18 protein-coding genes and 2 pseudogenes are annotated in these 21416 nt (G+C 48.8%); 15 read left to right on the top strand and 5 right to left on the bottom strand.

Annotated elements, in window-relative coordinates:
* Positions 1 to 35 precede the first annotated feature (35 nt).
* Positions 36 to 3641, bottom strand: coding sequence for a chromosome segregation protein SMC (smc, locus tag IPL71_RS04430; protein WP_345319253.1), 3606 nt, complete (start codon positions 3639 to 3641; stop codon positions 36 to 38).
* A 67-nt stretch (positions 3642 to 3708) separates the two neighbouring features.
* Complete coding sequence (rnc, locus tag IPL71_RS04425; RefSeq protein ID WP_345319251.1) at positions 3709 to 4416, bottom strand: ribonuclease III; 708 nt, start codon at positions 4414 to 4416, stop codon at positions 3709 to 3711.
* Positions 4417 to 4573: 157 nt separating this feature from the next.
* On the opposite strand from rnc, the gene IPL71_RS04420 reads away from it, so the two are divergent.
* Positions 4574 to 5530: an aldo/keto reductase gene (locus tag IPL71_RS04420; RefSeq protein ID WP_345319249.1), complete on the top strand. Its 957-nt coding sequence runs from the start codon at positions 4574 to 4576 to the stop codon at positions 5528 to 5530.
* A gap of 53 nt (positions 5531 to 5583) precedes the next feature.
* On the opposite strand, the gene IPL71_RS04415 is transcribed toward IPL71_RS04420, so the two are convergent.
* The gene (locus IPL71_RS04415) at positions 5584 to 6435 is read right to left on the bottom strand and encodes a metal-dependent phosphohydrolase (protein WP_345319248.1); all 852 of its coding nucleotides are present in this window, start codon (positions 6433 to 6435) and stop codon (positions 5584 to 5586) included.
* Between the two features lie 89 nt (positions 6436 to 6524).
* On the opposite strand from IPL71_RS04415, the gene IPL71_RS04410 reads away from it, so the two are divergent.
* From IPL71_RS04410 to IPL71_RS04395, 4 genes are all read left to right on the top strand, one after another.
* Entirely contained in the window at positions 6525 to 6854 is a 330-nt protein-coding gene (locus IPL71_RS04410; protein WP_345319246.1) for a hypothetical protein, read from the top strand.
* Between the two features lie 106 nt (positions 6855 to 6960).
* Positions 6961 to 7389 carry a DUF3592 domain-containing protein gene (locus tag IPL71_RS04405; protein WP_345319244.1) on the top strand — a complete coding sequence of 143 codons (429 nt, stop codon included), beginning with the start codon at positions 6961 to 6963 and terminating at the stop codon, positions 7387 to 7389.
* A gap of 18 nt (positions 7390 to 7407) precedes the next feature.
* Positions 7408 to 8334, top strand: a complete 927-nt coding sequence (gene miaA / locus IPL71_RS04400) for a tRNA (adenosine(37)-N6)-dimethylallyltransferase MiaA (protein ID WP_345319242.1) — start codon at positions 7408 to 7410, stop codon at positions 8332 to 8334.
* A 171-nt stretch (positions 8335 to 8505) separates the two neighbouring features.
* The gene (locus tag IPL71_RS04395) at positions 8506 to 10080 is read left to right on the top strand and encodes a long-chain-fatty-acid--CoA ligase (RefSeq protein ID WP_345319915.1); all 1575 of its coding nucleotides are present in this window, start codon (positions 8506 to 8508) and stop codon (positions 10078 to 10080) included.
* A 52-nt stretch (positions 10081 to 10132) separates the two neighbouring features.
* Here the strand turns inward: IPL71_RS04395 and ftsH are convergent.
* Positions 10133 to 11939 (bottom strand): annotated as a pseudogene (ftsH, locus tag IPL71_RS04390) (ATP-dependent zinc metalloprotease FtsH).
* A 300-nt stretch (positions 11940 to 12239) separates the two neighbouring features.
* Here ftsH and IPL71_RS04385 point away from each other — a divergent pair.
* Positions 12240 to 13202 (top strand): cation diffusion facilitator family transporter, encoded by a 963-nt coding sequence (locus IPL71_RS04385; RefSeq protein WP_345319240.1) that lies wholly within the window; start codon positions 12240 to 12242, stop codon positions 13200 to 13202.
* A gap of 349 nt (positions 13203 to 13551) precedes the next feature.
* Positions 13552 to 15009 carry a nitronate monooxygenase gene (locus IPL71_RS04380; RefSeq protein WP_345319238.1) on the top strand — a complete coding sequence of 486 codons (1458 nt, stop codon included), beginning with the start codon at positions 13552 to 13554 and terminating at the stop codon, positions 15007 to 15009.
* Positions 15010 to 15066: 57 nt separating this feature from the next.
* On the opposite strand, the gene IPL71_RS04375 is transcribed toward IPL71_RS04380, so the two are convergent.
* Entirely contained in the window at positions 15067 to 15828 is a 762-nt protein-coding gene (locus IPL71_RS04375) for an exodeoxyribonuclease III (RefSeq protein WP_345319236.1), read from the bottom strand.
* A 55-nt stretch (positions 15829 to 15883) separates the two neighbouring features.
* On the opposite strand from IPL71_RS04375, the gene IPL71_RS04370 reads away from it, so the two are divergent.
* From IPL71_RS04370 to IPL71_RS04335, 8 genes and pseudogenes are all read left to right on the top strand, one after another.
* Entirely contained in the window at positions 15884 to 16276 is a 393-nt protein-coding gene (locus IPL71_RS04370; protein WP_345319234.1) for a response regulator transcription factor, read from the top strand.
* Positions 16277 to 16322: 46 nt separating this feature from the next.
* On the top strand, positions 16323 to 16694 hold the full coding sequence (locus tag IPL71_RS04365) for a DUF192 domain-containing protein (RefSeq protein WP_345319233.1): 372 nt from the start codon (positions 16323 to 16325) through the stop codon (positions 16692 to 16694).
* On the top strand, positions 16687 to 18093 hold the full coding sequence (locus tag IPL71_RS04360; protein ID WP_345319232.1) for a LysM peptidoglycan-binding domain-containing M23 family metallopeptidase: 1407 nt from the start codon (positions 16687 to 16689) through the stop codon (positions 18091 to 18093). Before IPL71_RS04365 ends, IPL71_RS04360 begins: the two co-directional genes overlap by 8 nt.
* 58 nt (positions 18094 to 18151) lie before the next feature.
* Positions 18152 to 18415: a cyclic nucleotide-binding domain-containing protein gene (locus IPL71_RS04355; RefSeq protein WP_345319230.1), complete on the top strand. Its 264-nt coding sequence runs from the start codon at positions 18152 to 18154 to the stop codon at positions 18413 to 18415.
* Complete coding sequence (locus IPL71_RS04350) at positions 18360 to 18647, top strand: cyclic nucleotide-binding domain-containing protein (protein WP_345319228.1); 288 nt, start codon at positions 18360 to 18362, stop codon at positions 18645 to 18647. Before IPL71_RS04355 ends, IPL71_RS04350 begins: the two co-directional genes overlap by 56 nt.
* Before the next feature lie 272 nt (positions 18648 to 18919).
* Positions 18920 to 19429: a type 1 periplasmic-binding domain-containing protein gene (locus tag IPL71_RS04345; protein WP_345319226.1), complete on the top strand. Its 510-nt coding sequence runs from the start codon at positions 18920 to 18922 to the stop codon at positions 19427 to 19429.
* 35 nt (positions 19430 to 19464) lie between these two features.
* Positions 19465 to 20175, top strand: a pseudogene (locus IPL71_RS04340) (branched-chain amino acid ABC transporter substrate-binding protein); the annotation flags it as partial.
* Between the two features lie 124 nt (positions 20176 to 20299).
* Entirely contained in the window at positions 20300 to 21409 is a 1110-nt protein-coding gene (locus IPL71_RS04335; protein WP_345319224.1) for a branched-chain amino acid ABC transporter permease, read from the top strand.
* Positions 21410 to 21416 lie beyond the last annotated feature (7 nt).

The following is a 21416-nucleotide window of genomic DNA, read 5'->3' as shown; positions in this document are numbered from 1 at the left end:
TTACTTCTCACTTTTTACTTTTCACGCTCTTCTTCTCATCCCCTCTTCAACAGATCATCTGTCACTTGATCCAATCGCAGGCTAATGATCTGACTGGCAGAGTCGCGGCCTTTCGTGATGCCGTAGATCACATCCGCGGCCTGCACTGTATTGCGGTTGTGAGTAATGATGATGAACTGTGTATCCTTGCTCAAGTCCACGAGCAGATCGCGGAAGCGGCCCACGTTGGCTTCATCGAGCATCGCATCCACTTCATCCATCACGCAGACGGGGGTGGGCGAAACTTTGAGCAGCGCAAACACCAATGCGATCGCGGTCAAACTTCTTTCACCACCAGAGAGCAAAGCCAGTCCCTGCTCACGGCGCCCCGGTAGGCGCGCTTCAATTTCAATACCGGTATCCACCAGATTTTCCGGGTCGGTCAACGCGAGGCGGGCGGAACCGCCGCCAAACAAACGCACAAACGTCTCGCGGAATTGCTTGTCCACGGCATCAAAGGTGCGGATAAATTCCTTCTTTGTAATTTCATCCAACTCGGCCACAACCTGCTTCAAGTCCACTTCGGCTTTACGCAGATCTTCCACCTGAGTCTTCATAAATGTATAACGTTCGCTTTCCTGATCGTATTCAACTTTTGCATCGGGGTTGATCGGACCCATACGGCGGATCTGTGCGCGATGATGATTTAACTGTTCTTCAATTTCCGGCGCAAGTTCGGTCACGATCGGCAGTTGTTCCACCATGCCATCCAAAGGCAACGGCACAGGGCCGGAAACATCGGCGGCATAGTCAAACATCACCAATCCAAAATCGTCTGTGATCTTTTGGTGTAAATTATCCAGCGCTTCCTGCTTGCGAGTCTGCTCCAGTTGCACCTGTCCCTGAGAACGTTCTGCATTGGCAAAGATACGCTGTGCATTGGCTTCTGATTCTTGTAAACGTTTTTCTTCCTGCTCGGCGGTTTCCAAGTCTTTTTCAGCAGGCTCGATCAAGATACGCATCTCTTCGATGCGACCATGTAAACCTGATTCGTTTTCACGCAGACGGGCTTTTTCCTGATCCAGACCATTCAAAGAATTATCTGCTTCCTGTAAGCGGGCGATCAATTCCACGCGGCGCGAATCAAGGCGTGTAATTTCCCTGGTGCGTTCATCTTTCTTTGCAATTGCACCCGCCACACTTTGTTCTGCCACAGCCACGCGCGTGCTCCAATACGAAGCCTGTTCCTGTAATTCATCCGCGGCGATCTCGGCTAATTTATTTGCGATATCCTTCGATTGCGACTGCGCTTCCAAAGAATGATTTTCAACTTCAGATTGAGACTCGATCAATTTCTGCTGGATCGAAGCAGACTCCTGCGCTTCGGCTTCCAACTGTGTCAACTGGTTTTTCTGCCACTCAAGCTGACGCTGTGTCGACTCTGACTCAAGACCGGCCTGTTGCTCGGTCTCCTGGCATTCGCCTAATCTGACGCGTGCTTCGCGCGCATCGGTATCGGCCTGTGACAGTTCACGCTGCGCCCCCGCCAGTTGATTTGACAACTGCTCAACGAGCGAATTTGATTCAGCAAGGCGCGAGATGAGTCCACTCAAAGCGGATTCAAATTCCCGTTTCTGGCGAGGCCGGCTCAGGGCGGAGGAAGAAGCGGTCTTCCCGGCAATGACGAGTCCATCGCCGCGGAATACTTCCCCGCGCAGAGTTACCACGCGGGCGTGAGTCGGTAAATCCTTAATTAATCTGCGGGCGGTATTTCTATCACGCGCGATCAGGGTTTGTCCCAACATCAAACGCACAGCGGCACGTAATTCATCAGGCGCATTGACCAGATCAGATGCGACGCCAATGCAATCAATATCATTCGGGTTATTCAGTGAAAGATTTTCGCGTTCATCAAGCGGAAGTAAAACTGCGCGGCCAGCTTCATTTGATTCGAGCAAACTCAACGCATCTTCAAGTTGGCCGGCATCAAGCAGAACCGCATCGAGGGTATCGCCCAGCGCGGCGGCAATCGCAGTTTCAAGGTCAGCGGGCACATCAAGTGCAGCACTAAGCGCGCCACGCGCGCCGCTAAGCTTGGACTGACGCGCGGCATCAAGTAGATAACGAGCGCCTTCGGCGTAACCCGCCAAAGACTGCTCAGATTGTTCAAGTACTTCAAGCTGAGCCTTCAAACGTGAATGATCTGATTCTTCCTTTGTGCGCTGCTCAAGAGCCGCGCGGCGTTCACGTTCGATACGATCCACTTCATTCTTTTTGTTGATTACTTTTTCTTCGGCTTCCTGCAAGGCAATATTGGCCTGTTCACGCGCATTGCGGGCGGCATCATACTGAGCCCTGGCCTTCGCGGAAAGAGTTTCGCCATTCGCGATGGAAGTTTTGGTTTGTTCAATTTTTTGGGTTTGAGATTCGATACGTGACTTTAATTCATCCAAACGCGCGTTGTTTTCGGCGCGTTGTTGACTTAAGTTTTCGATCTGATTGCGTGTGACAGCAAGCTGTTCTTCCAAAGCTGCACGTTCAGACTGACGGGTTTGCAAAGAGTTTTGAGCATTCGCAAGCTGAGTCTTGGCCTCTTCGTATTCGCCTTGAATGCGGACCACATCCTGCTCGGCTTCGCCATAACGATCATTGGCGAGATGCAATTCATCCATTGCATGTTCCTGATCTGAAAGCACAGCGGCCTGGGTATTGGTCAATGCGCGGCGGCGTTCTTCGAGCACAGCCAGTTCACGGCTGATGGCTTCACGCTGATTATGCAGTTCCGCCGATTGACGATGCCACCCATTTAATTGAGCACGCAACCCTGAGAGCCGCTCACGGAAAGCCGAGTATTCTTCCTGAGTCTTTTCGTGAACCAGACGCGAATCACGCACGCGAGTTTCCTGTCCGCGGACAGTTTCGCGCACATCGGTCAGATCGCGCTGGGCGCGGTGCCAGTGAAAACCGTACCATTCACGCAGAATCATTTTCATATCTGCCTGCGCACGCGCAAAATCAATTGCGCGTTTGGCCTGACGTTCCAAACTCTTAATGCGCGGCTCAAGCTCTGCCATAATATCAAGCACACGTTCGAGATTACGTTCTGTATTTTCAAGGCGCTTTAATGCATCGTCACGACGTGCGCGATATAAACCCACACCCGCAGCTTCTTCAAATAAGCGGCGGCGATCATCTGCTTTCAAGGCAAGAGACGCATCCACCAGCCCTTGACCGAGGATGGTATATGTCCGCTCGCTGAGGCCGGCTTGCGCGAGCAGTTCATTCATCTCACGCAAACGCACATGCTGACCGTTAATTAAATAATCATTGTGGCCATCACGATGTGCAACACGCGTCATCGCCACTTCGGAAAAGTCCACGGGCAGCCATTGCTCGGTATTGTCAAAGGTGATCGTGGCTTGCGCCATGCCTGCACGCGCACGATGCTCTGAACCGGAGAAGATCATGTCCTCTGTTTTCTTGCCGCGCAAAAGCGTGTACGACTGCTCGCCCAACACCCAGCGCAGCGAGTCGGCAATGTTCGATTTGCCGGAACCATTCGGCCCGACAATTGCGGTAATTCCACTCGCGAACTCAAACACGGTGCGCGAAGCGAAAGTTTTATATCCTTGTAACTCAAGTGATTTTAGACGAAGAGGCATGTTCTCATTTTCGATTTACAGTTTTGGATTTACGTGACTACCTGTTTACTTGTTTTTCCCCTATTTATTAAAACACTTCCAAATTATTCAGCGCATCCTGCGCCGCTGCGTGCTCGGCGTGACTTTTACTTGTGCCAGTGCCGCGCCCTCTTTCAACGCCAGCCACTTCCACGATCATTTCAAAAACAACTGCATGGTCTGGTCCGCTGGTGCTAACCACGTGATAACGCGGAGCGTCAAGCTTATGAGATTGAGTCCATTCCTGTAGTTGACTCTTTGGATCGTGAATTTCATTTAAGATGGACTCACGTGATTCTTCCAAGATTGGAATCACAAACGCATCCACCGCGCCGAGGCCTGAGTCTAAATACAAGGCACCGATCAGCGCTTCGAAAGCCGAACCCAGCAAATTGTCACGGTTGTGACCGCCAGAGGATGCTTCGCCGCGCCCGAGCCGAAGCGCGCGTCCCAGATCCAGTCTGCGTGAAAATTTTGCAAGCTGTTCATTGCGAACCAGTGCCGAGCGCATCTTGGTCAAGTCACCTTCGGGTAATTCGGGGAAACGATTGTATACCCATGCTCCGACGGTGAAATCCAACACGGCATCGCCGAGGAATTCCAAGCGTTCGTTATCTTCCACAGCCTGCGGATACTCGTTGACGTAGGAACGGTGGGTCAGAGCACGTACCAGCAAAGATAAACTGGAAAAGGACAGACCCAGCCGTCGGCTTAGGTCGGAGGCGGGTTCTACATCCCGCGCATTTAAATGTGCCATTTCAGGGAACCTCCCGGAACTCAGGGAGCGCCAAACCCCTCAGGGAAGAGTCTCGCGTTCCATCAGTTCCAAATATTGAGCGGGCTGAATTGTAACCTGATTTTTTTGGGAAAGCCGTTTTTTAAGATAAAATCGGAAAGTTCCTTTAGGAGGCACTGTGACCGAAGTCAGCAACGAAACAAGATTTTTGCACGCGATAGAGATGGGGCTGGGCGCATGGCAATGGGGTGACCGTGTAGTTTGGGGATATGGACAAACGCACACCGACAAGGAAATCCGCGAATCATTTGACGCGTCATTAAATCTCGGTGTTCGATTTGTAGACACGGCGGAGATATATGGCTCGGGATATTCAGAACGATTGTTGGGTCAGTTCTTAAAAGAGACCGAGCAACCGGTGCTGGTGGCAACCAAATTCTTTCCGTGGCCGTGGCGGTTAACCAAAGGATTTATTCCACGCGCATTGAAAGCAAGTTTGGAGCGCATGGGGTTAGAGTCGGTGGATCTATATCAAATCCACTGGTCATCGCCGTTGATGAGCCCTGAGACGATGATGGAAGGCATGGTGGAATGTGTAAAGCGCGGACTAACGCGCACTGTGGGTGTTTCCAACTTCGGGCAGACGAAAATGCTGCGGGCCTATTCAACCCTGGCCCAGCATGGGATTCCGCTCGCATCCAATCAGGTGCATTACAGCCTGCTCAGTCGTGAAGTGGAAAAGAACGGAACCCTCGCGCGCTGTAAGGAACTTGGCATTCGCTTAATTGCATACTCCCCACTCGAAAAAGGTTTGTTAACCGGTAAATACACATCAGAGAATCCGCCGCCCGGTGTGCGCGGTTCACAATATGTGGAGTTATTAAAGAAACTTCCACCCGTGACAAAACTGCTGCGCGAGATCGGGCTTAATCATGGAGATAAAACCGTTTCGCAGGTTGCACTTAACTGGCTGATCTGCAAAGGCGCGCTGCCGATTCCGGGCGCAAAAAATGTAAGGCAGGCAGAGCTCAACGCTGGCGGAGCAGGCTGGAGATTAACCGAAGAAGAAGTGGACAAGCTGGATAAAGCAACAGACAATATCCGCGAATACACCAAGGCCGAAAAACCTGCATAACAAAAATGATTGAGAATCAAAAAGGACACAGCATAATCACTGTGTCCTTTTTTCTATGCGTGTGTATCGTGTTCTGCGTCAAAGACATGCGAATGCATATTCGCGATCCATTGTTTGCCGTCTTCGCTCAAACGTAAATACATCAGCGCATCCTGAATATATGGGCTGACACTATTCCAATAAAATGTAGCATAATTTTTTCGCAGATCATTCGGCGCTTTATACCCAAATTTTTCATTAACGCCCAATTCCTGGAATTCATAAAACAAAGCTGGGGATTTTCGCAAATAGTCGGGGTCACCCAACTGACCGATAAAATCAGCCGCGCGTACCAGGCCGCCAAGTCCTTTTGTATCTTTATACATCTCACCCGGCGGAGAAGGAAAGCGCGTCATTTCAATATATGAAGCGATCAACTCCGCATCCAAAAATTTTGCCATATCCTGCAACAAACTGCTTCCGAAGCGCTCCATCACAAATAACTTGCTGCGATTAACATGATACGGCGTCAACGCAACATCGGTGCCATCGGGCGAAACAAAAACCATTTCGTCCCCAACTCCCGTTGCAAACATATCCTTCGTATCGTTCTTGCACACCCCTTTTACATATCCAATATCGTGGCACAGGACCGCGATCATATAATGCATCCAATCACGCGGCGTTACGCCGCCCTCACGCAAATGCTTCCCTTCAACGATGGCCTGCCCCGCAAGCGACACCATAATGGTATGGTCAATGTCGTGATACAACGCATCTGAGTTTGCAATATTCTCCAACGCCAAACGTCCGCACCAGGTTACAATGCGCCCGAAGTCACTGTCAATATCGCCATACGTCCTTCTATATACAGTTCGCAATTGCTCAACGAACATATCGATTGTTAATGCCTGCAAGTTGATCATAATTGCTCACATCGGTGTTAAAATAAACGAATATTTTTAAGAGTTTACCAGAAAGATGACAAAATCATAAAACAGGAATTTATTTTGACATGACCCTCTCCCGCACATTTCTCAAAGGATTTTCGATCGGACTCTTGAGCTTCTTCCTCATCAACGTCATTGCCGCGCATCTTTTATCCGACTGTGGCCTGCCAGCCCTGCTGGGAGTTGATTTCTGCGCTGACGATATTGCGCGTGCCGGCTTCCCGCTGGTTTTCTTCGAACAAGGTGGATTTATTCCTCACAATTATTTTAATCTTCCAAATCTATTTCTCGATCTATTTATTAGCATCGTTTTCGCGGCTGCATGCGGATTTGCTGGAAAAGAGAAAAACAAATCCGTAGGACTTACACAAACTCATCCTGATGAACGAGGATAAACAGAGCCTTTGAAAAAACTTTGTTTACCACTGTTCATCTCTGGCAAAAAAAATAGTCTTGTGTAAGTATTAATCTTAATATTTTAATAGTAAAAAGGAGAGCACCATGGATAATCTTAATTGGATCATTACAGGTATTGGCGTGTTTGCAGGCATTGCAGGTGTAGTGTGCAGTATCATCATACCCATTTTGGTCATTGGCGGAATAGGTTTCTTTTTTTACAAACGAAACCATAAAAGCACAGCCTATCGTCAGACAGCACAAACCTGGCCGGCAGTAACAGGCACAGTCCTTATGTCTACAATACAATCAAAACGCATCGGGCAAAGCCATAAGACCTATCCCGTGGTCATCTATCAATATGTTGTTAATGGGCAAGGCTTTCAAGGCCAGACCATTAGGGCCGGTGAACAATTTTTAAGTGCGCGTGTTGCAGGCCAGCCGCAGGCAACCGTGGCACGTTATCCTGTTGGAGCCAGCGTACCTGTCTATTACAACCCCGCGAATCCCGCAGAATCAGTTCTGGAAAGATAATGGCAAGCAGCCAAAAGAATGCAGCATAAACTTCCTCTTATCCTCATCATCGGTCCGACCGCAGTCGGTAAAACAGAACTCGCCATTCAACTTGCCGAAAGAATGAACGGCGAGATCATTTCTGCCGATTCACGCCTCTTCTATCGCGGCATGGACATTGGCACAGCCAAGCCTTCAAAAGAGGAAATGGCGCGTGCGCCTCATTATTTAATTGATATCGTTAATCCCGATGAAACATTAAGTCTGGCCATCTTTCAGGAAAAGGCGAAGGAACTCATCGCAGATATTCACGCACGCGGAAAACTCCCCTTTCTAGTGGGCGGCACGGGACAATACGTCCGCGCGGTGACACAGGGTTGGACGCCGCCTGAGGTTATTGCAGATGAACGATTACGGGTTGAGTTGGAAAGAATGAAAGAAGAAAGAGGTCTTGAGTGGCTACACGCTAAACTCGAAACTCTTGACCCAGAAGCAGCTTCCAAAATAGATGCTCGTAATGTAAGGCGAACGATCCGCGCTTTGGAAGTTATCTTAACGACAGGCAGAAAATTCTCCGATCAGCGCGGAAAGGTCGAATCGCCTTATCGTTTAATCGCCATCGGCTTGAATCGTCCGCGGGAAGAGTTGTATCAGCGCGTGGATGAACGCATTGACTTGATGTTTGCAAATGGATTTCTGGACGAAGTGAAAGGTCTGCTTGAGAAAGGGTATCCATCCACTCTGCCAAGCATGTCGGCCATCGGGTATCGGGAATGCGTCAGAGTAATAAAAGGTGAATTGACACTGGAGCAGGCAAAAGTTGAGATGAGACGCGTGACTCGAATCTTCGTCAGGCGTCAGGCAAACTGGTTCAAAGAGTCCGATCCAGATATTAATTGGTTCAGGGTTAAAAAAGGTGTTGATAAAGAGATCGAAAAAAACATCCGCCAATTGATTGACTTTTGATTCTTGATTGTATATACTTCGCATATTCCTTAAAGGAGGAGCAACTATGAACAACAGTCCGTGGCTTGCAAATTACGACAAGGGTGTACCGCAAACAATTAATTATCCAAAAGCGCCGCTGTTTTATTTTTTGAGGAAGCTGCGCGAAATTATCCTGACCGTGCCTGTACGATTTTTAAGGGCGCGGTCATTTCATACCGCGAGATGAATGCGCTCACTGACCACATGGCAGCCGCGCTCGTTGAGATGGGTGTGAAAAAAGGGGATCGGGTGGGAATTTTCATGCCGAATACGCCGCAATTTGTGATTGCCTATTATGGCATTCTCAAAGCAGGTGCGGCAGTGGTGGCAGTGAACCCCACCTACCCAGTGGATGAGATCATCATGCCTGTGAACGATGCGAACATTGAAGTAATGTTCACACTCAGCCGTTTTTACGACAAAGTAAAGAAGGCGCAGGAGAGATCCAAACTTAAAAAGATCATTGTCGCCAATATTAAAGAGACACTACCGCCCATATTGCGATTGTTGTTCACACTTGCAAAAGAAAAGAAGGAAGGTGACCGTATAGGTTCACTTGCAGACGGTGATGTATGGATGAAAGACCTGCTCGCGAAACATGCCAACTCTGCGAAGCCAAATGTTGAAGTATCTCCTGACGATACGGCGCTCTTTCAATATTCCGGCGGAACAACGGGCGTGCCCAAGGGTGCAGTTGCCATGCACCGCAATGTAGTTGCAAATACGCTCCAGATCAAATCATGGATGCCCGCACTGGAACCCGGCAAGGAAGTTGTATTAATGGGAATTCCATTGTTCCATGTCTACGGTATGGTCGCGGGAATGAATTTCGCGATGGCGAATGGCGCAAGTATGGTGATGGTGCCAAACGCACGTGACTTGAAAGATGTGCTGGATAACATCAGCAAATTCAAGGCGACCATTTTCCCCGGTGTTCCGCTTCTTTACAATGGCATCAATAATCATCCTGATGTAAAAGCCGGCAAATATAATCTTTCATCAATCAAGGCTTGTATCTCTGGATCGGCTCCGTTGATGCGCGAAACAAAGGAACAATTTGAAAAACTGACGGGCGGTAAAGTGTTTGAAGGCTATGGCCTTTCTGAAGCGCCAACCGCCACACACTGCAATCCACTTGCAGGCGAGAACAAAATTGGCTCAATCGGTATGCCATTACCCGATGTGGAAGTAAAGCTTATCAGTCTGGACGATGGCGAAACCGAACTCGCACAAGGCGAGATCGGTGAGATCATTATCCACGGGCCGCAAGTGATGAAGGGATATCACAATATGCCCACTGAAACAGCCAATAGTCTGCGTGAGATGAAAGACGGCAAAGTTTGGCTTTTCACTGGCGACATCGCCCGCATGGATGAAGACGGCTATTTCTACATCGTGGATCGCAAGAAGGAACTCATCAAGCCCGGCGGATTCCAAGTTTGGCCGCGCGAAGTGGAAGAGGCCATCATGGATCATCCCAAAGTGTTGGAAGTCGGTGTGGGCGGTATTCCAGACCCGCAGCGCGGTGAAACGGTCAAAGCATGGATCGTGGTCAAGCCCGGCGAAACTTTAACAGAAGCGGAACTCAAAGCATTCTGTAAGGAACATCTTGCTCCGTATAAAGTCCCCACTCATTATGAATTCCGCAGTGAACTACCCAAGACAACAGTCGGAAAGATCCTGCGCCGTGAATTGGTAAGACAACACAAAGAAGGCGGAACGTAGTTTGGAATAAAAAAAAATAGGCTTCCATTTCGGAAGCCTATTTTTTTATTTTTTATGGGATCTGCGGTGTACCGCTCTTGCGAGCATGAGGTGGAGGGAAGATCGCTTCAAATTCAGCACGATTGACAGACTCAACTTCGAGAAGTCGTTTGGCAAGCGTATCCAATTCCTTGCGGTATTTTGTCAAAATCTTCTTCGTAACCTTGTACGCATCATCTACGAGCTTGCGGACTTCGGCATCAATCTTCTGGGCTACCAATTCTGAATAGTCACGTTGTTCAGAAATTTCACGACCCAGGAAGATCATTTCCTCTTTTTTACCGTAGGTCATCAAACCCAGCTCACTGGACATACCAAGACGGGTCACCATGGTGCGCGCCATTTGTGTTACACGCTCAAGATCATTGGATGCGCCAGAGGTGACATCATCAAATACAAGTTCTTCAGCAACACGTCCGCCAAGCAGACCCACGAGCGCAGCCGTCATCTTCTTGCGTGAGGTCAGGATGCGGTCTTCTTCAGGTCGATACCAGGTAAGTCCGCCGGCTTGACCACGACCCACGATGGTGATCTTTTGAACCGGATCTGACTCAGCGATGGCATTCATTGCCACAGCATGACCCGCTTCATGATAAGCAATGATGCGCTTCTCTTCTTCCGAGATCAAACGAGATTTGCGCTCAGGTCCCATCACAACACGCTCAATCGCTTCTTCCATTTCAGATTGACCAATAGACTTCTTATTACGACGAGCGGCAAGAATTGCAGCCTCAGTAACAAGGTTCTCAAGGTCGGCACCCACAAAACCGGGTGTACCGCGCGCCACAGTACCGAGATCAACTTCGGGTTCCAATGGCTTGCCTTTGGAATGGACTTTTAAGATCGCCTCGCGGCCTTTCATATCCGGGCGGTCAAGCGTCACGCGGCGATCAAAACGGCCGGGGCGCAAAAGTGCAGGATCCAAAATATCAGGGCGATTGGTGGCGGCGATGATAATAACATTGGTGTCAGTATCGAAACCGTCCATTTCAACGAGCATTTGATTCAAAGTCTGCTCGCGTTCATCGTGTGAACCGCCGAGTCCCGCTCCACGCTGGCGGCCAACGGCGTCAATTTCATCTACGAAAATAATACAGGGTGAATGTCTCTTGGCCTGATCAAAAAGATCGCGCACACGGCTTGCGCCCACACCCACAAACATCTCAACGAACTCAGAACCAGAAATGGAGAAGAAAGGCACACCCGCTTCACCAGAAACAGCTTTTGCCAACAGGGTCTTGCCTGTTCCAGGAGGACCAACCAATAAAACGCCCTTCGGAATGCGCGCACCCAGTTGAATAAATTTCTGCGGTTCTTTCAGGAATTCAACGATTTCCGCCAGTTCCTGTTTCGACTCTTCCGCGCCCGCCACATCAGCAAATGTGACGGTTGGATGTTCACCGCTAAACATACGCGCGCGGCTCTTACCGAAGGACATGGCCGCATTATTACTGCCCTGCGCCTGACGGAAAATAAACCAGAGCACACCACCCATAAACAAAACAGGCAGCAGATATAACGCACCGCTTAAGACACCTCCCCAAGCGGAAGGCGCACGAACTTCAACAGTAACGATTTCAGGGGGCTAGTTGTTCTTGCGTAACGCCAAGGCTGCTAAGCTGATCTACCAATGTAGCATTTGGCTCCTTACGAGATTCAACGCCTTCTTCTTCTGTGCCATTGGTATACACCACGGTAAAAGTATCATCGCTCTTAATAATGATCTGGGCGACCTTACCATCTTTCACGGCTTGAGCCACTTGATTAATAGTCAATGGTTCTGTTACATTGGTATTCTCTCGAAAACCCATGTAAAACATGGCGCCGATGGCGACGATCAGAAGGAAATACACAAAAAATGATTGGGTACGGGAATTCACAGAATCCTCCAAATTTGACTTGCGACTCGATTATACCAAGCCATGCCCTTAGACGACGCGTATATGAGAAATTTTATATGATTCTCTAATACGCCTCTTTTTTAGCCGAAAACTGCCCGCAAAAACAATCGGGCTTGATTCTACCTTTGAGAATCAACTGTAAACAACTCATCTTCCGGCAGATTGGAACGAATGTCACTGCCATTGCTTGCACTTTTGCTTATAATGGAAAACTAAACTATGACATCTGAACATACAGACCGCCTATTTCTTACACGCTTTGCATGGCTTTCCATTGGAGCAGCCGTTCTGACGATTGCACTCAAAACCACTGCCTACCTTTTGACTGGCTCAGTCGGCTTGCTTTCTGACGCATTAGAATCCCTGGTGAACCTTGTCGGCGCGCTCATGGCACTGGCCATGTTAACCATTGCCGCCCGTCCCGCCGATGAAGACCATGCTTACGGGCATAGCAAAGCAGAATACTTCTCAAGCGGCGTCGAAGGGACTTTAATTCTCATTGCGGCTGTCAGTATCGTCATCACAGCAATTCCACGCTTGATCACACCGAAACCACTGGAACAGGTCGGGCTGGGCTTGGGCGTATCAGTTGCTGCCTCTCTCATCAACCTGGTCGTCGCGCTTATATTACTGCGCGCCAGCAAACAATATAACTCCATCACGCTTGAAGCCAACGCCCATCATCTAATGACCGATGTCTGGACTTCCGTCGGTGTACTGGCAGGCGTGGGAGCAGTGGCAATTACCGGCTGGGAAAGACTCGATCCCATCGTCGCCTTTCTTGTGGCCGCGAATATTATCTGGTCAGGTGTTCGCATCGTCCGCATGTCTGCATTGGGATTGATGGATACCGCTTTATCTGCCAGTGATCAAAATCTTGTGCGCGACGCATTGATGCCCTACATGCAAGACGGCGTGCAGTATCACGCGCTGCGCACCCGTGAATCAGGATCACGGAAATTTGTATCACTGCACATCATCGTCCCCGGCAAATGGACGGTACAACGCGGGCATCGGCTGTTGGAAAGCATCGAAGCGGATATTCGCAATGTGTTGAAGAGTGTAACTGTATTCACTCATTTGGAATCACTCAACGATCCTGCTTCATGGGATGATACCGATTTGGATCGTATGGAAACCACTCCGGCACAACCCGTTAAAAAGCTTGCTACAAAAAAATAAAAACTGATGTTACGCAGTAAACAATCCCATAGGGATGGCACGATTATAGAATTGCGGCGTAGAATCCCCAAATCCTGAAGGGATGACATGACACCCCTTCGGGGTTGGGCGAATTTTTGCGTTGATTCTAGAATCATTTCACTCCTTCGGAGTTATGCTGCATAAGGTGAGTTAAAAAGCGAAACCGGGTCGTTTTTTACGCCCCCCTGTTTATTATTGATTTGGCTTAAAATGTGTATCAGATTAATCCATAAAAATTAGGAACGCTCCATCAAAATCGGGGTTATTATAGAAACAGCCATGTCCAGCATGGTTTGATGAATTTTAATTTTAATAAAATGGAGCGACAATGCAACTACCAAAATTAATACAAGGCGGCATGGGGGTCGCCATTTCAGATTGGCGGCTGGCAAAAGCAGTTTCACAATTAGGGCAATTGGGCGTTGTATCAGGAACAGGCATCAGCCGCGTACTGGCAAGCCGCTTAATGGATGGCGATCTTAGCGGGCATGTCCGCCGCGCGTTGGAAAATTTTGCATTGCCGGAACCCGTGCAAGCCATCATCAACCGCTATTACACTCCCGGCGGAAAAACCCCCGAGACACCCTACAAAACACCCGGCGCATACAGCATTCGTCCAGCCAAGTTTCTGGATCAAATCACTGCAATTGCCAATTACGTTGAAGTTTATCTTGCCAAAGAAGGACATTCCGGTGTGGTTGGCATCAATCTGTTGGAAAAAGTGCAAATGCCGAATCTGGCATCACTCTATGGCGCCATGCTGGCTGGCGTGGACGTGGTGCTGATGGGCGCGGGTAGCCCAAGTCAGGTAGCTGGCATCCTCGATAAAGTAAGCAATCACGAACCTGTCTCCTATCGTGTGGATGTGCATGGTGCAGATAAGGAAGACGATCACCGCATCCACTTTGATCCTGAAAGTGTCTTCCCTGGAATCTCCAAACTTGTCGGAAAACTTAAACGACCCAAATTCCTGCCCATTATCTCTTCTGTTGTATTGGCGCAGGCGCTGATAAAAAGAAGTGAAGGCCCTGTAGACGGCTTCGTGATCGAAGGGCCAACTGCTGGCGGTCATAATGCCCCGCCGCGCGGCACTGTAAACTTCAATGAAAAAGGCGAACCGATCTATGGCGATAAAGATGTCGTGGATTTGGAAAAGATGAAGTTATTAGGTCTGCCCTTCTGGCTGGCTGGCGGATATGGCAACCCCAAGCAGGTGCAAGCCGCATTGGACGCAGGCGCTGCCGGGGTGCAAGTGGGCACAGCCTTTTCGCTATGCGATGAATCGGGAATGCGGGATGATCTAAAAAAACGTATGCTCCAAAAAGTAAGAGCTGAAGAAGCCGAGGTATTCACGAGTCCGCTTGCATCTCCGACTGGTTTCCCGTTCAAGGTTGCTAAATTGGAAGGCACACTCTCCGACCCGAAAGCTTATGGCGAGCGTCCCAGAGTTTGTGACCTTGGCTTTCTGCGTATTCTATACAAAAAAGAAAATGGCACGGTTGGTTATCGCTGTGCATCTGAACCTGTGGATGATTTTGTCAAAAAAGGCGGCGCCATCGAAGACACAGTCAACCGTTCCTGCTTGTGTAATAATTTGACGGCTACAGCCGGCTTCCCTCAAATCCGCAAGGATGGGTATGTGGAACAACCGATCATCACCTCAGGCGATGATCTGGTATCTGCCGCACAATTTATTAAAGAAGGCAAGACCAGTTATTCGGCAGAAGATGTGATTCGATATCTGCTTGGTCCGCTTTTTCAACAAGGCACTGTCTCCACCATGTAATTCAGCCAATATAAAAATATCCCGCAGATGAAACTCTGCGGGATATTTTTATATTCTCTATTCCAACACCAACTCAACCGGACAGTGATCTGACCCCATCACATCTTCGTGAATGATCACATCTTTAATGCGCGGCATGAGATTCTCTGAAATCAGGAAATAATCAATCCGCCAGCCAATGCCGCGTTGGCGCGCATTCAGGCGATACGTCCACCATGTGTATTGCACTTTCTCAGGATACAGCCTGCGATAAACATCCACAAAACCATGATCTAAAAATTTCTGCACCCATTCACGCTCTTCTGGCAAAAAGCCCGAAGTCTTTTCGTTTTGTTTTGGATTCTTTAGATCAATCGGCATGTGTGCTGTATTAAAATCGCCGGTAATGATAATGCTTTCTCCACGCCGGTGAAGTTCATCACACAACTCCAACAAATGAGCGTAGAACGCCAATTTATATTCCACGCGCTCAAAGCTTCTCTGCCCATTCGGGAAGTAAATGTTGAATAGACGGCAACCAGCTTGAACGGTCTGAACGACCCGGCCTTCCACGTCAAACAGATCGTTGCCCATCCCCACCACTATTTCATCCGGCTGTTGTTTATAAAATGAAGTCACACCACTGTACCCAGGGCGCTGTGCCGGATTCCAGAAATGAGGCAGTTTCAACTGTGCGCGTTGCTCTTCATTCAATTGCTCGGGGCGGGCTTTCACTTCCTGCAAACACAACACATTCGGCTGTTGTGCAAATGCCCACTCCAACGCGTCTTTACCAAGCGCCGCACGAATGCCATTTATATTCCATGTGATAATTTTCATCGTTTAAACCCGTAATTACTTTTATGGTAAACTTGCAAATAGAGACAGGAGGAACATGAATAACACAACTGTCAAACATATTGTTTGCATTGAAGACGAACCGGAAATGATCGACCTGATACAACTCATCCTTAATCGGCGTGGGTTTAATGTGCATGGCGCACCCGGCGGAAAAGAAGGTCTTGTTTTGGTACGCGAGATACATCCTGATCTTGTATTGCTTGATCTGATGATGCCTGATATGGACGGCTGGGAAGTATACCAACAAATGAAAGCCGATGAATCGACACGCGATATTCCTGTCATCGTTGTCACAGCCAAGGCTCAAAATATTGACAAAGTACTCGGGCTGCATATCGCCAAAGTTGATGATTACATCGCCAAGCCTTTCAGTCCGCAGGAATTAATGGACAGCGTCGAAAAAATTCTCGGCCAAAAATCAACCTGATATTTTACAGGGCGGCGAAACAGCCGCCCTGTTTTACGATTACATTATGCCTGACCCCATTTTCATTTACAACTTAAACAAGGCGATCACATCCCCGGCGCGTGTGGGATATTGCGATTCATTCCTCTGCAAACTGCGGGGACTTATGTTCCGGTCACGCCTCGAACTTAACGAAGGCCTGCTTCTGGTCGAGAAGCGGGATTCACGCCTCGACACATCCATCCACATGTTCTTCGTCCCATTTGATCTCGCTGTCTTTTGGATCAACTCTGAAATGACAATCGTGGACAAGGTAATTGCGAAATCATGGCATCCGGCTTATTTCCCAAAAGCAGATGCAAAATATACACTGGAGATACACCCTGATCGCTGGGGGGATTATGAAATTGGCGACAAGGTTGAATTCAAGAATGCATAAACGTATCCTGCTCATTGCTCTTTTTCTATTGTCATTCATCGTCACAACGCATCCTGTACAAGCACAGGATGGTACAGGGCCGGTTTACATTGTGCAGCCTGGTGATAGTCTTTCTTCCATTGCAGAGTTTTTCAGCGTAAACTTGACTGAACTCATGGGCGCAAACGGTATCACAGACGCCAATCAGCTTTCGGCTGGTCAGCAGCTTGTCATCCCGGGTCTGGATGGAATTACAGGCACGTTGAACATTGAGATCATCAACTTTGGAGATTCGTTCCGCAGTCTTACACGGCGTACACAAGTTTCGCAAAGTATCTTTAAGAAGCTCAACCATGTCGTCAGTCCGAGCCAGTTCTATGTCGGTGTAGGCATGATTGTGCCTACATCAGGAACTCAAAGCCTGACCACCCGTGTTTCAACCAATGCAGGTGAGTCTCTGCTTGAATTAGCTGTAAAACAAAATTCTGATGTTTGGAGTCTGTCGCACTACAACAGTTTGCAAGGCTCATGGGATGCGATTCCCGGGGATACGCTTTTTGCGTCAGGAGAAAACGGCGAACAAAACACCAGCGGACTACCCTCCACTATTATCAGCGCAGAAATTCGCGGCCTGCCTTTGAAACAAGGGGGCACGGGCGTAATCAAAGTACAAACGCTGCCCAATGTCACACTCAGTGGAATTCTGGTTGACCATCAACTACGTTTCTTTCCAATGGAAGATGGAACCCAGGTGGCACTTCAAGGCGTACATGCTTTACTTCCACCGGGTGTTTATCCTTTGCGCGTGGATGCCACACTTCCTGACGGAAGCAGGCAATATTATGAACAATCCATTTTGATCATCTCGGGCAATTACCCTGACGATCCAATTCTTTATGTTGACCCGGTCACCATTGACCCCGCCGAAACAGAGCCGGAACTTAATCAACTTATCACGATCACCACTCCAGCCAACACTGAAAAATTTTGGGCGGGCGATTTCTACTCCCCCGCATCTCTATACGCAGAGGCGACCTACTTTACGTCACGCTACGGAAACCGCCGCACCTACATTGGCACCGGCACAGAAGTATCCATTCAAGGATTTCACACAGGTCTCGACTTTGGCGGCGGGACGGGTCTGCCCATCACTGCACCTGCACGCGGAAAAGTTGTATTCGCTGGCCCATGGATCGTGCGAGGCAACACCACCATTATTGACCACGGCTGGGGTGTATACAGCGGATTCTGGCATCAGTCCAAGTTTTATGTACAGGTTGGTGATATCGTGGAGCAAGGCCAGGTGATCGGAGAAGTGGGAGGTACAGGCAGAGTCACGGGGCCGCATTTGCATTGGGAATTATGGGTAAACGGCATACAGGTGGATCCGTACGATTGGCTGATTCAGGCATACCCGTAGTCTGAGTCGTTGCACTTCATCCACGGGTATGCTACACTCTTGAAAAGGATTTCAATTGATGAACAACCTTGTTAATTTTTTAAAACAAAGTGATATTTTCTATCAATTTACGCCAACTCAATTGGAGTTGGTGGCAAATTTATGTCAGGAAGTTGTATTTAATGTGGGGGAAGTTGTCTTTCAGGAAAACAGCGGAAGCAAGGAATTATATGTCATCGCGCAAGGCGAAGTGGATATTTTGATCCATCGCAATGCAAGTGGTGATAATGATAAAAAAAGAAACTGCGGTAGCCCGACTTCGCCGGGGTCAATCTTTTGGTGAAGTTGCTTTGGTGGATGAAGGCTTGCGCTCGGCATCAGCTCATGCCGCTCAAAAAGACACCCGCTTACTCGTTATACAACGCGATAAACTGATCATGCTGTGCGAAACTTATCCACAATTAGGGTATCCCTTAATGTACAACCTTGCGGCTGACCTGGCGATGAAGATCCGAAATACCGATTTGCGTATCCGCGAGCAATTGCTATATAAACCAGCCGAAAAAACCAACTAAAAATTCAAAAAAGTCTAGACACAAACACTTGACCTGAGACAAAAAAAGCCGTATCATTCGCTTTTAATAAAAATGGGCCGTAATTAGTGGTTTAGAGTCGAGCTTCGAAAATCCATCAAATCGAAAGGGTTTTCCGGGCTTTCTTTTTATACTGAAATATTCTAAAACCCAAAGGAGGTGAGGCTGACATTGTGAGTATTGTCTGCTGCTTGTTGTCCCCACATCGTGTGTGAATCGATTTCACCTAAAATAATTTTGGAGGAGTAAGAAAAATGTCTAAGCGTTTGTTCGCTTTACTTTCGATCCTAATTATCGCCAGCATGGCCCTCGCCGCCTGCGGTGCTGGTGGCGGCGAAGCTGCTACCTTGAAGATTGTCTCCAGCCTTCCCATGACTGGTGCTTCCCTGACCCAAACCCAAACCATCGTGAATGCCATGACACTGCGCCTCGAACAAGCCGGTGGTAAGGCTTGCAATGGCAAATACACCGTCACCTACGAAGCCTGGGACGATGCCTCTGCGGCTCTCGGCAAGTGGGATCCTGCTGTCGAAACTGAAAACGCCAATAAGGCAGCTGCTGATCCTTCAATCATTGCCTATCTCGGCACTTTCAACTCCGGCGCTGCCAAGCTCTCCATTCCGATTTTGAATGCCGCTGGCCCGCTGGTTATGATCTCCCCTGCCAACACCTATCCTGGCTTGACACACGCCGCGACCGGTTTGACCGAAGCCAATGAACCTGATGTCTACTATCCTCGGGCACCCGCAACTACGCTCGCGTAGCCGCGACTGATGATCTTCAGGGACCTGTCGCCGTCAACTTCATGGTTTCTCAGGGCGTAAAGACAGTTTACATCCTCGACGATCAGGAAGTATACGGTAAGGGCGTTGCTGATTCTGTGAATCAGGCCGCTGTTGCCGCCGGCATTACCGTCATCGCTCAGGAAGGTTTCGATCCTAAAGCTGCTGACTACAAAGCTTTGATGACCAAGATCTCCACCAGCAATGATGGCGCAGCTCCTGATGCAGTTTACCTTGGCGCAATCGTTGATAACAACGCCGCTCAGATCTTGAAGGACAAGGTTGCCATCATGGGTGACAATCAAACCGTCAAGTTCATGGGCCCCGATGGTATCTTCACCGCTGCCTTGATCGAAGGCGCTGGCGCTGATGTTGCCGAAGGTGTATTCGCCACAACCCCCGGTTTGGCCCTGAAAGATTTGGGTGATGCCGGTAAGAAATTCTACGCTGACTATGCAGCCAAGTACGAAGAGACCAAGGAACCTTACGCGATCTTGGGCTACGACACAATGAGCGCTGCTTTGAAGGCGATTGAAGATGTTTGCGCCGCCGGTGGCGATCCTACCGACCGCGCTGCTGTTAACGCCGCAGTCTTCGCAATCAAAGATTTCGAAGGCGCCCTGGGCACCTGGTCATTCAATGCTGACGGCGATGTAACCCTGCCGTACTTCGTTGTTGGTCAAGTACAAGGTGGTGCGTACGCTGACTACGGCACTTTCACGCCTTAATCCGCGTACTATGTAAGTAAAGACAGGAGGGCAGATTACTGCCCTCCTGTCTCTTCTATCTTACTTAATCGCGAAGAAACCGGTTTTTAAAGCTGATCTTTGCGAAGCCTGGAGAGTAATCGAAATGAAATCCACACTTCAAAAATTTGCACGGCCAGTCATTGCAATTATTACGATTTACCTTGTTCTTCTCTTGGGCCCGATCGCCGCACTTGATATTCCAGTTATTGCCGCGAGTATCGCCAAAAATCCAAGTCAATTATTACAATTTTTGATCATCGGGCTGGCAAATGGCGCGATTATCGCGATTATTGCGTTGGGATACACGATGGTGTACGGCATCATTGAGTTGATCAACTTTGCTCATGGCGATGTTTACATGATCGGTGTTTTCACAGCTCTTACAACGCTCTCTTTGACCGGGACACTTACCTCACAAGATCCCGCCCGTATCGGCTTAGGCATTTTTATCGCACTCATTGTTTCCATTGCTGTATCGGCAACACTTAATGCAAGCATTGAACGCCTTGCGTATAAACGATTACGCAACGCTCCACGCCTTGCTCCGTTGATCTCGGCGATCGGTATGTCGTTCATTGTTGAAAATATTGGCTTGATCTGGGCAGGTCAATCCTGGCTTGTGCCCAGTTTTGGCACAACAGGCGGCGGCTCACAAAAGGAATTTCCAGATCTATTGAGCAGAATGTTCGTGAATATGAACATGGATCCAAATTTACTTGCCAATACGGGATGGGGATTACGTTTCACCATTAAAGATTTGCTCGTAATCGTACTTGCAGGCGTATTAATGATTGGCTTGCGTTTATTTGTGCAACGCACCAAGCTTGGAAAAGCCATGCGCGCCACTGCGCAAAATCGCGATGCCGCGAAAATGCTTGGCATCGATATTGACTGGGTCATTACAGCCACATTCCTGATCGGCGGCGGACTTGCCGGCGCAGCCGGGTTAATGGCTGGTTTATACAATAATACAGCCTGGTGGTTCATGGGATTCCGCGCAGGTTTGCAATCCTTCACGGCGGCAGTACTTGGCGGCATCGGCAACATCACTGGAGCCATGCTTGGAGGATTTTTGATCGGCTTATTGGCTGCTTTCAGCGACGGCTATCTTAATGCGCGCTGGACCAATGCCTGGGTGTTCGCTACTCTGGTACTCATCCTCTTATTCCGTCCCACCGGTCTGCTCGGTGAACAAACTGGGCAAAAGGTTTAAGGAGAAC

This window comes from Candidatus Villigracilis proximus, from assembly GCF_016717045.1.
GTDB lineage: Bacteria > Chloroflexota > Anaerolineae > Anaerolineales > Villigracilaceae > Villigracilis > Villigracilis proximus.
Note: the sequence above shows the minus strand (reverse complement) of the source record. Positions and strands in the feature narration are given on the sequence as shown.

Excerpts from the sequence above, each read along its gene's own strand:
- smc (WP_345319253.1), bottom strand. The coding sequence starts at position 3,641 with ATGCCTCTTCGTCTAAAATCACTTGAGTTACAAGGATATAAAACTTTC.
- rnc (WP_345319251.1), bottom strand. The coding sequence starts at position 4,416 with ATGGCACATTTAAATGCGCGGGATGTAGAACCCGCCTCCGACCTAAGC.
- IPL71_RS04415 (WP_345319248.1), bottom strand. The coding sequence starts at position 6,435 with ATGATCAACTTGCAGGCATTAACAATCGATATGTTCGTTGAGCAATTG.
- IPL71_RS04410 (WP_345319246.1), top strand. The coding sequence starts at position 6,525 with ATGACCCTCTCCCGCACATTTCTCAAAGGATTTTCGATCGGACTCTTG.
- IPL71_RS04405 (WP_345319244.1), top strand. The coding sequence starts at position 6,961 with ATGGATAATCTTAATTGGATCATTACAGGTATTGGCGTGTTTGCAGGC.
- miaA (WP_345319242.1), top strand. The coding sequence starts at position 7,408 with ATGCAGCATAAACTTCCTCTTATCCTCATCATCGGTCCGACCGCAGTC.
- IPL71_RS04385 (WP_345319240.1), top strand. The coding sequence starts at position 12,240 with ATGACATCTGAACATACAGACCGCCTATTTCTTACACGCTTTGCATGG.
- IPL71_RS04380 (WP_345319238.1), top strand. The coding sequence starts at position 13,552 with ATGCAACTACCAAAATTAATACAAGGCGGCATGGGGGTCGCCATTTCA.
- IPL71_RS04375 (WP_345319236.1), bottom strand. The coding sequence starts at position 15,828 with ATGAAAATTATCACATGGAATATAAATGGCATTCGTGCGGCGCTTGGT.
- IPL71_RS04370 (WP_345319234.1), top strand. The coding sequence starts at position 15,884 with ATGAATAACACAACTGTCAAACATATTGTTTGCATTGAAGACGAACCG.
- IPL71_RS04365 (WP_345319233.1), top strand. The coding sequence starts at position 16,323 with ATGCCTGACCCCATTTTCATTTACAACTTAAACAAGGCGATCACATCC.
- IPL71_RS04360 (WP_345319232.1), top strand. The coding sequence starts at position 16,687 with ATGCATAAACGTATCCTGCTCATTGCTCTTTTTCTATTGTCATTCATC.
- IPL71_RS04355 (WP_345319230.1), top strand. The coding sequence starts at position 18,152 with ATGAACAACCTTGTTAATTTTTTAAAACAAAGTGATATTTTCTATCAA.
- IPL71_RS04350 (WP_345319228.1), top strand. The coding sequence starts at position 18,360 with ATGATAAAAAAAGAAACTGCGGTAGCCCGACTTCGCCGGGGTCAATCT.
- IPL71_RS04345 (WP_345319226.1), top strand. The coding sequence starts at position 18,920 with ATGTCTAAGCGTTTGTTCGCTTTACTTTCGATCCTAATTATCGCCAGC.
- IPL71_RS04335 (WP_345319224.1), top strand. The coding sequence starts at position 20,300 with ATGAAATCCACACTTCAAAAATTTGCACGGCCAGTCATTGCAATTATT.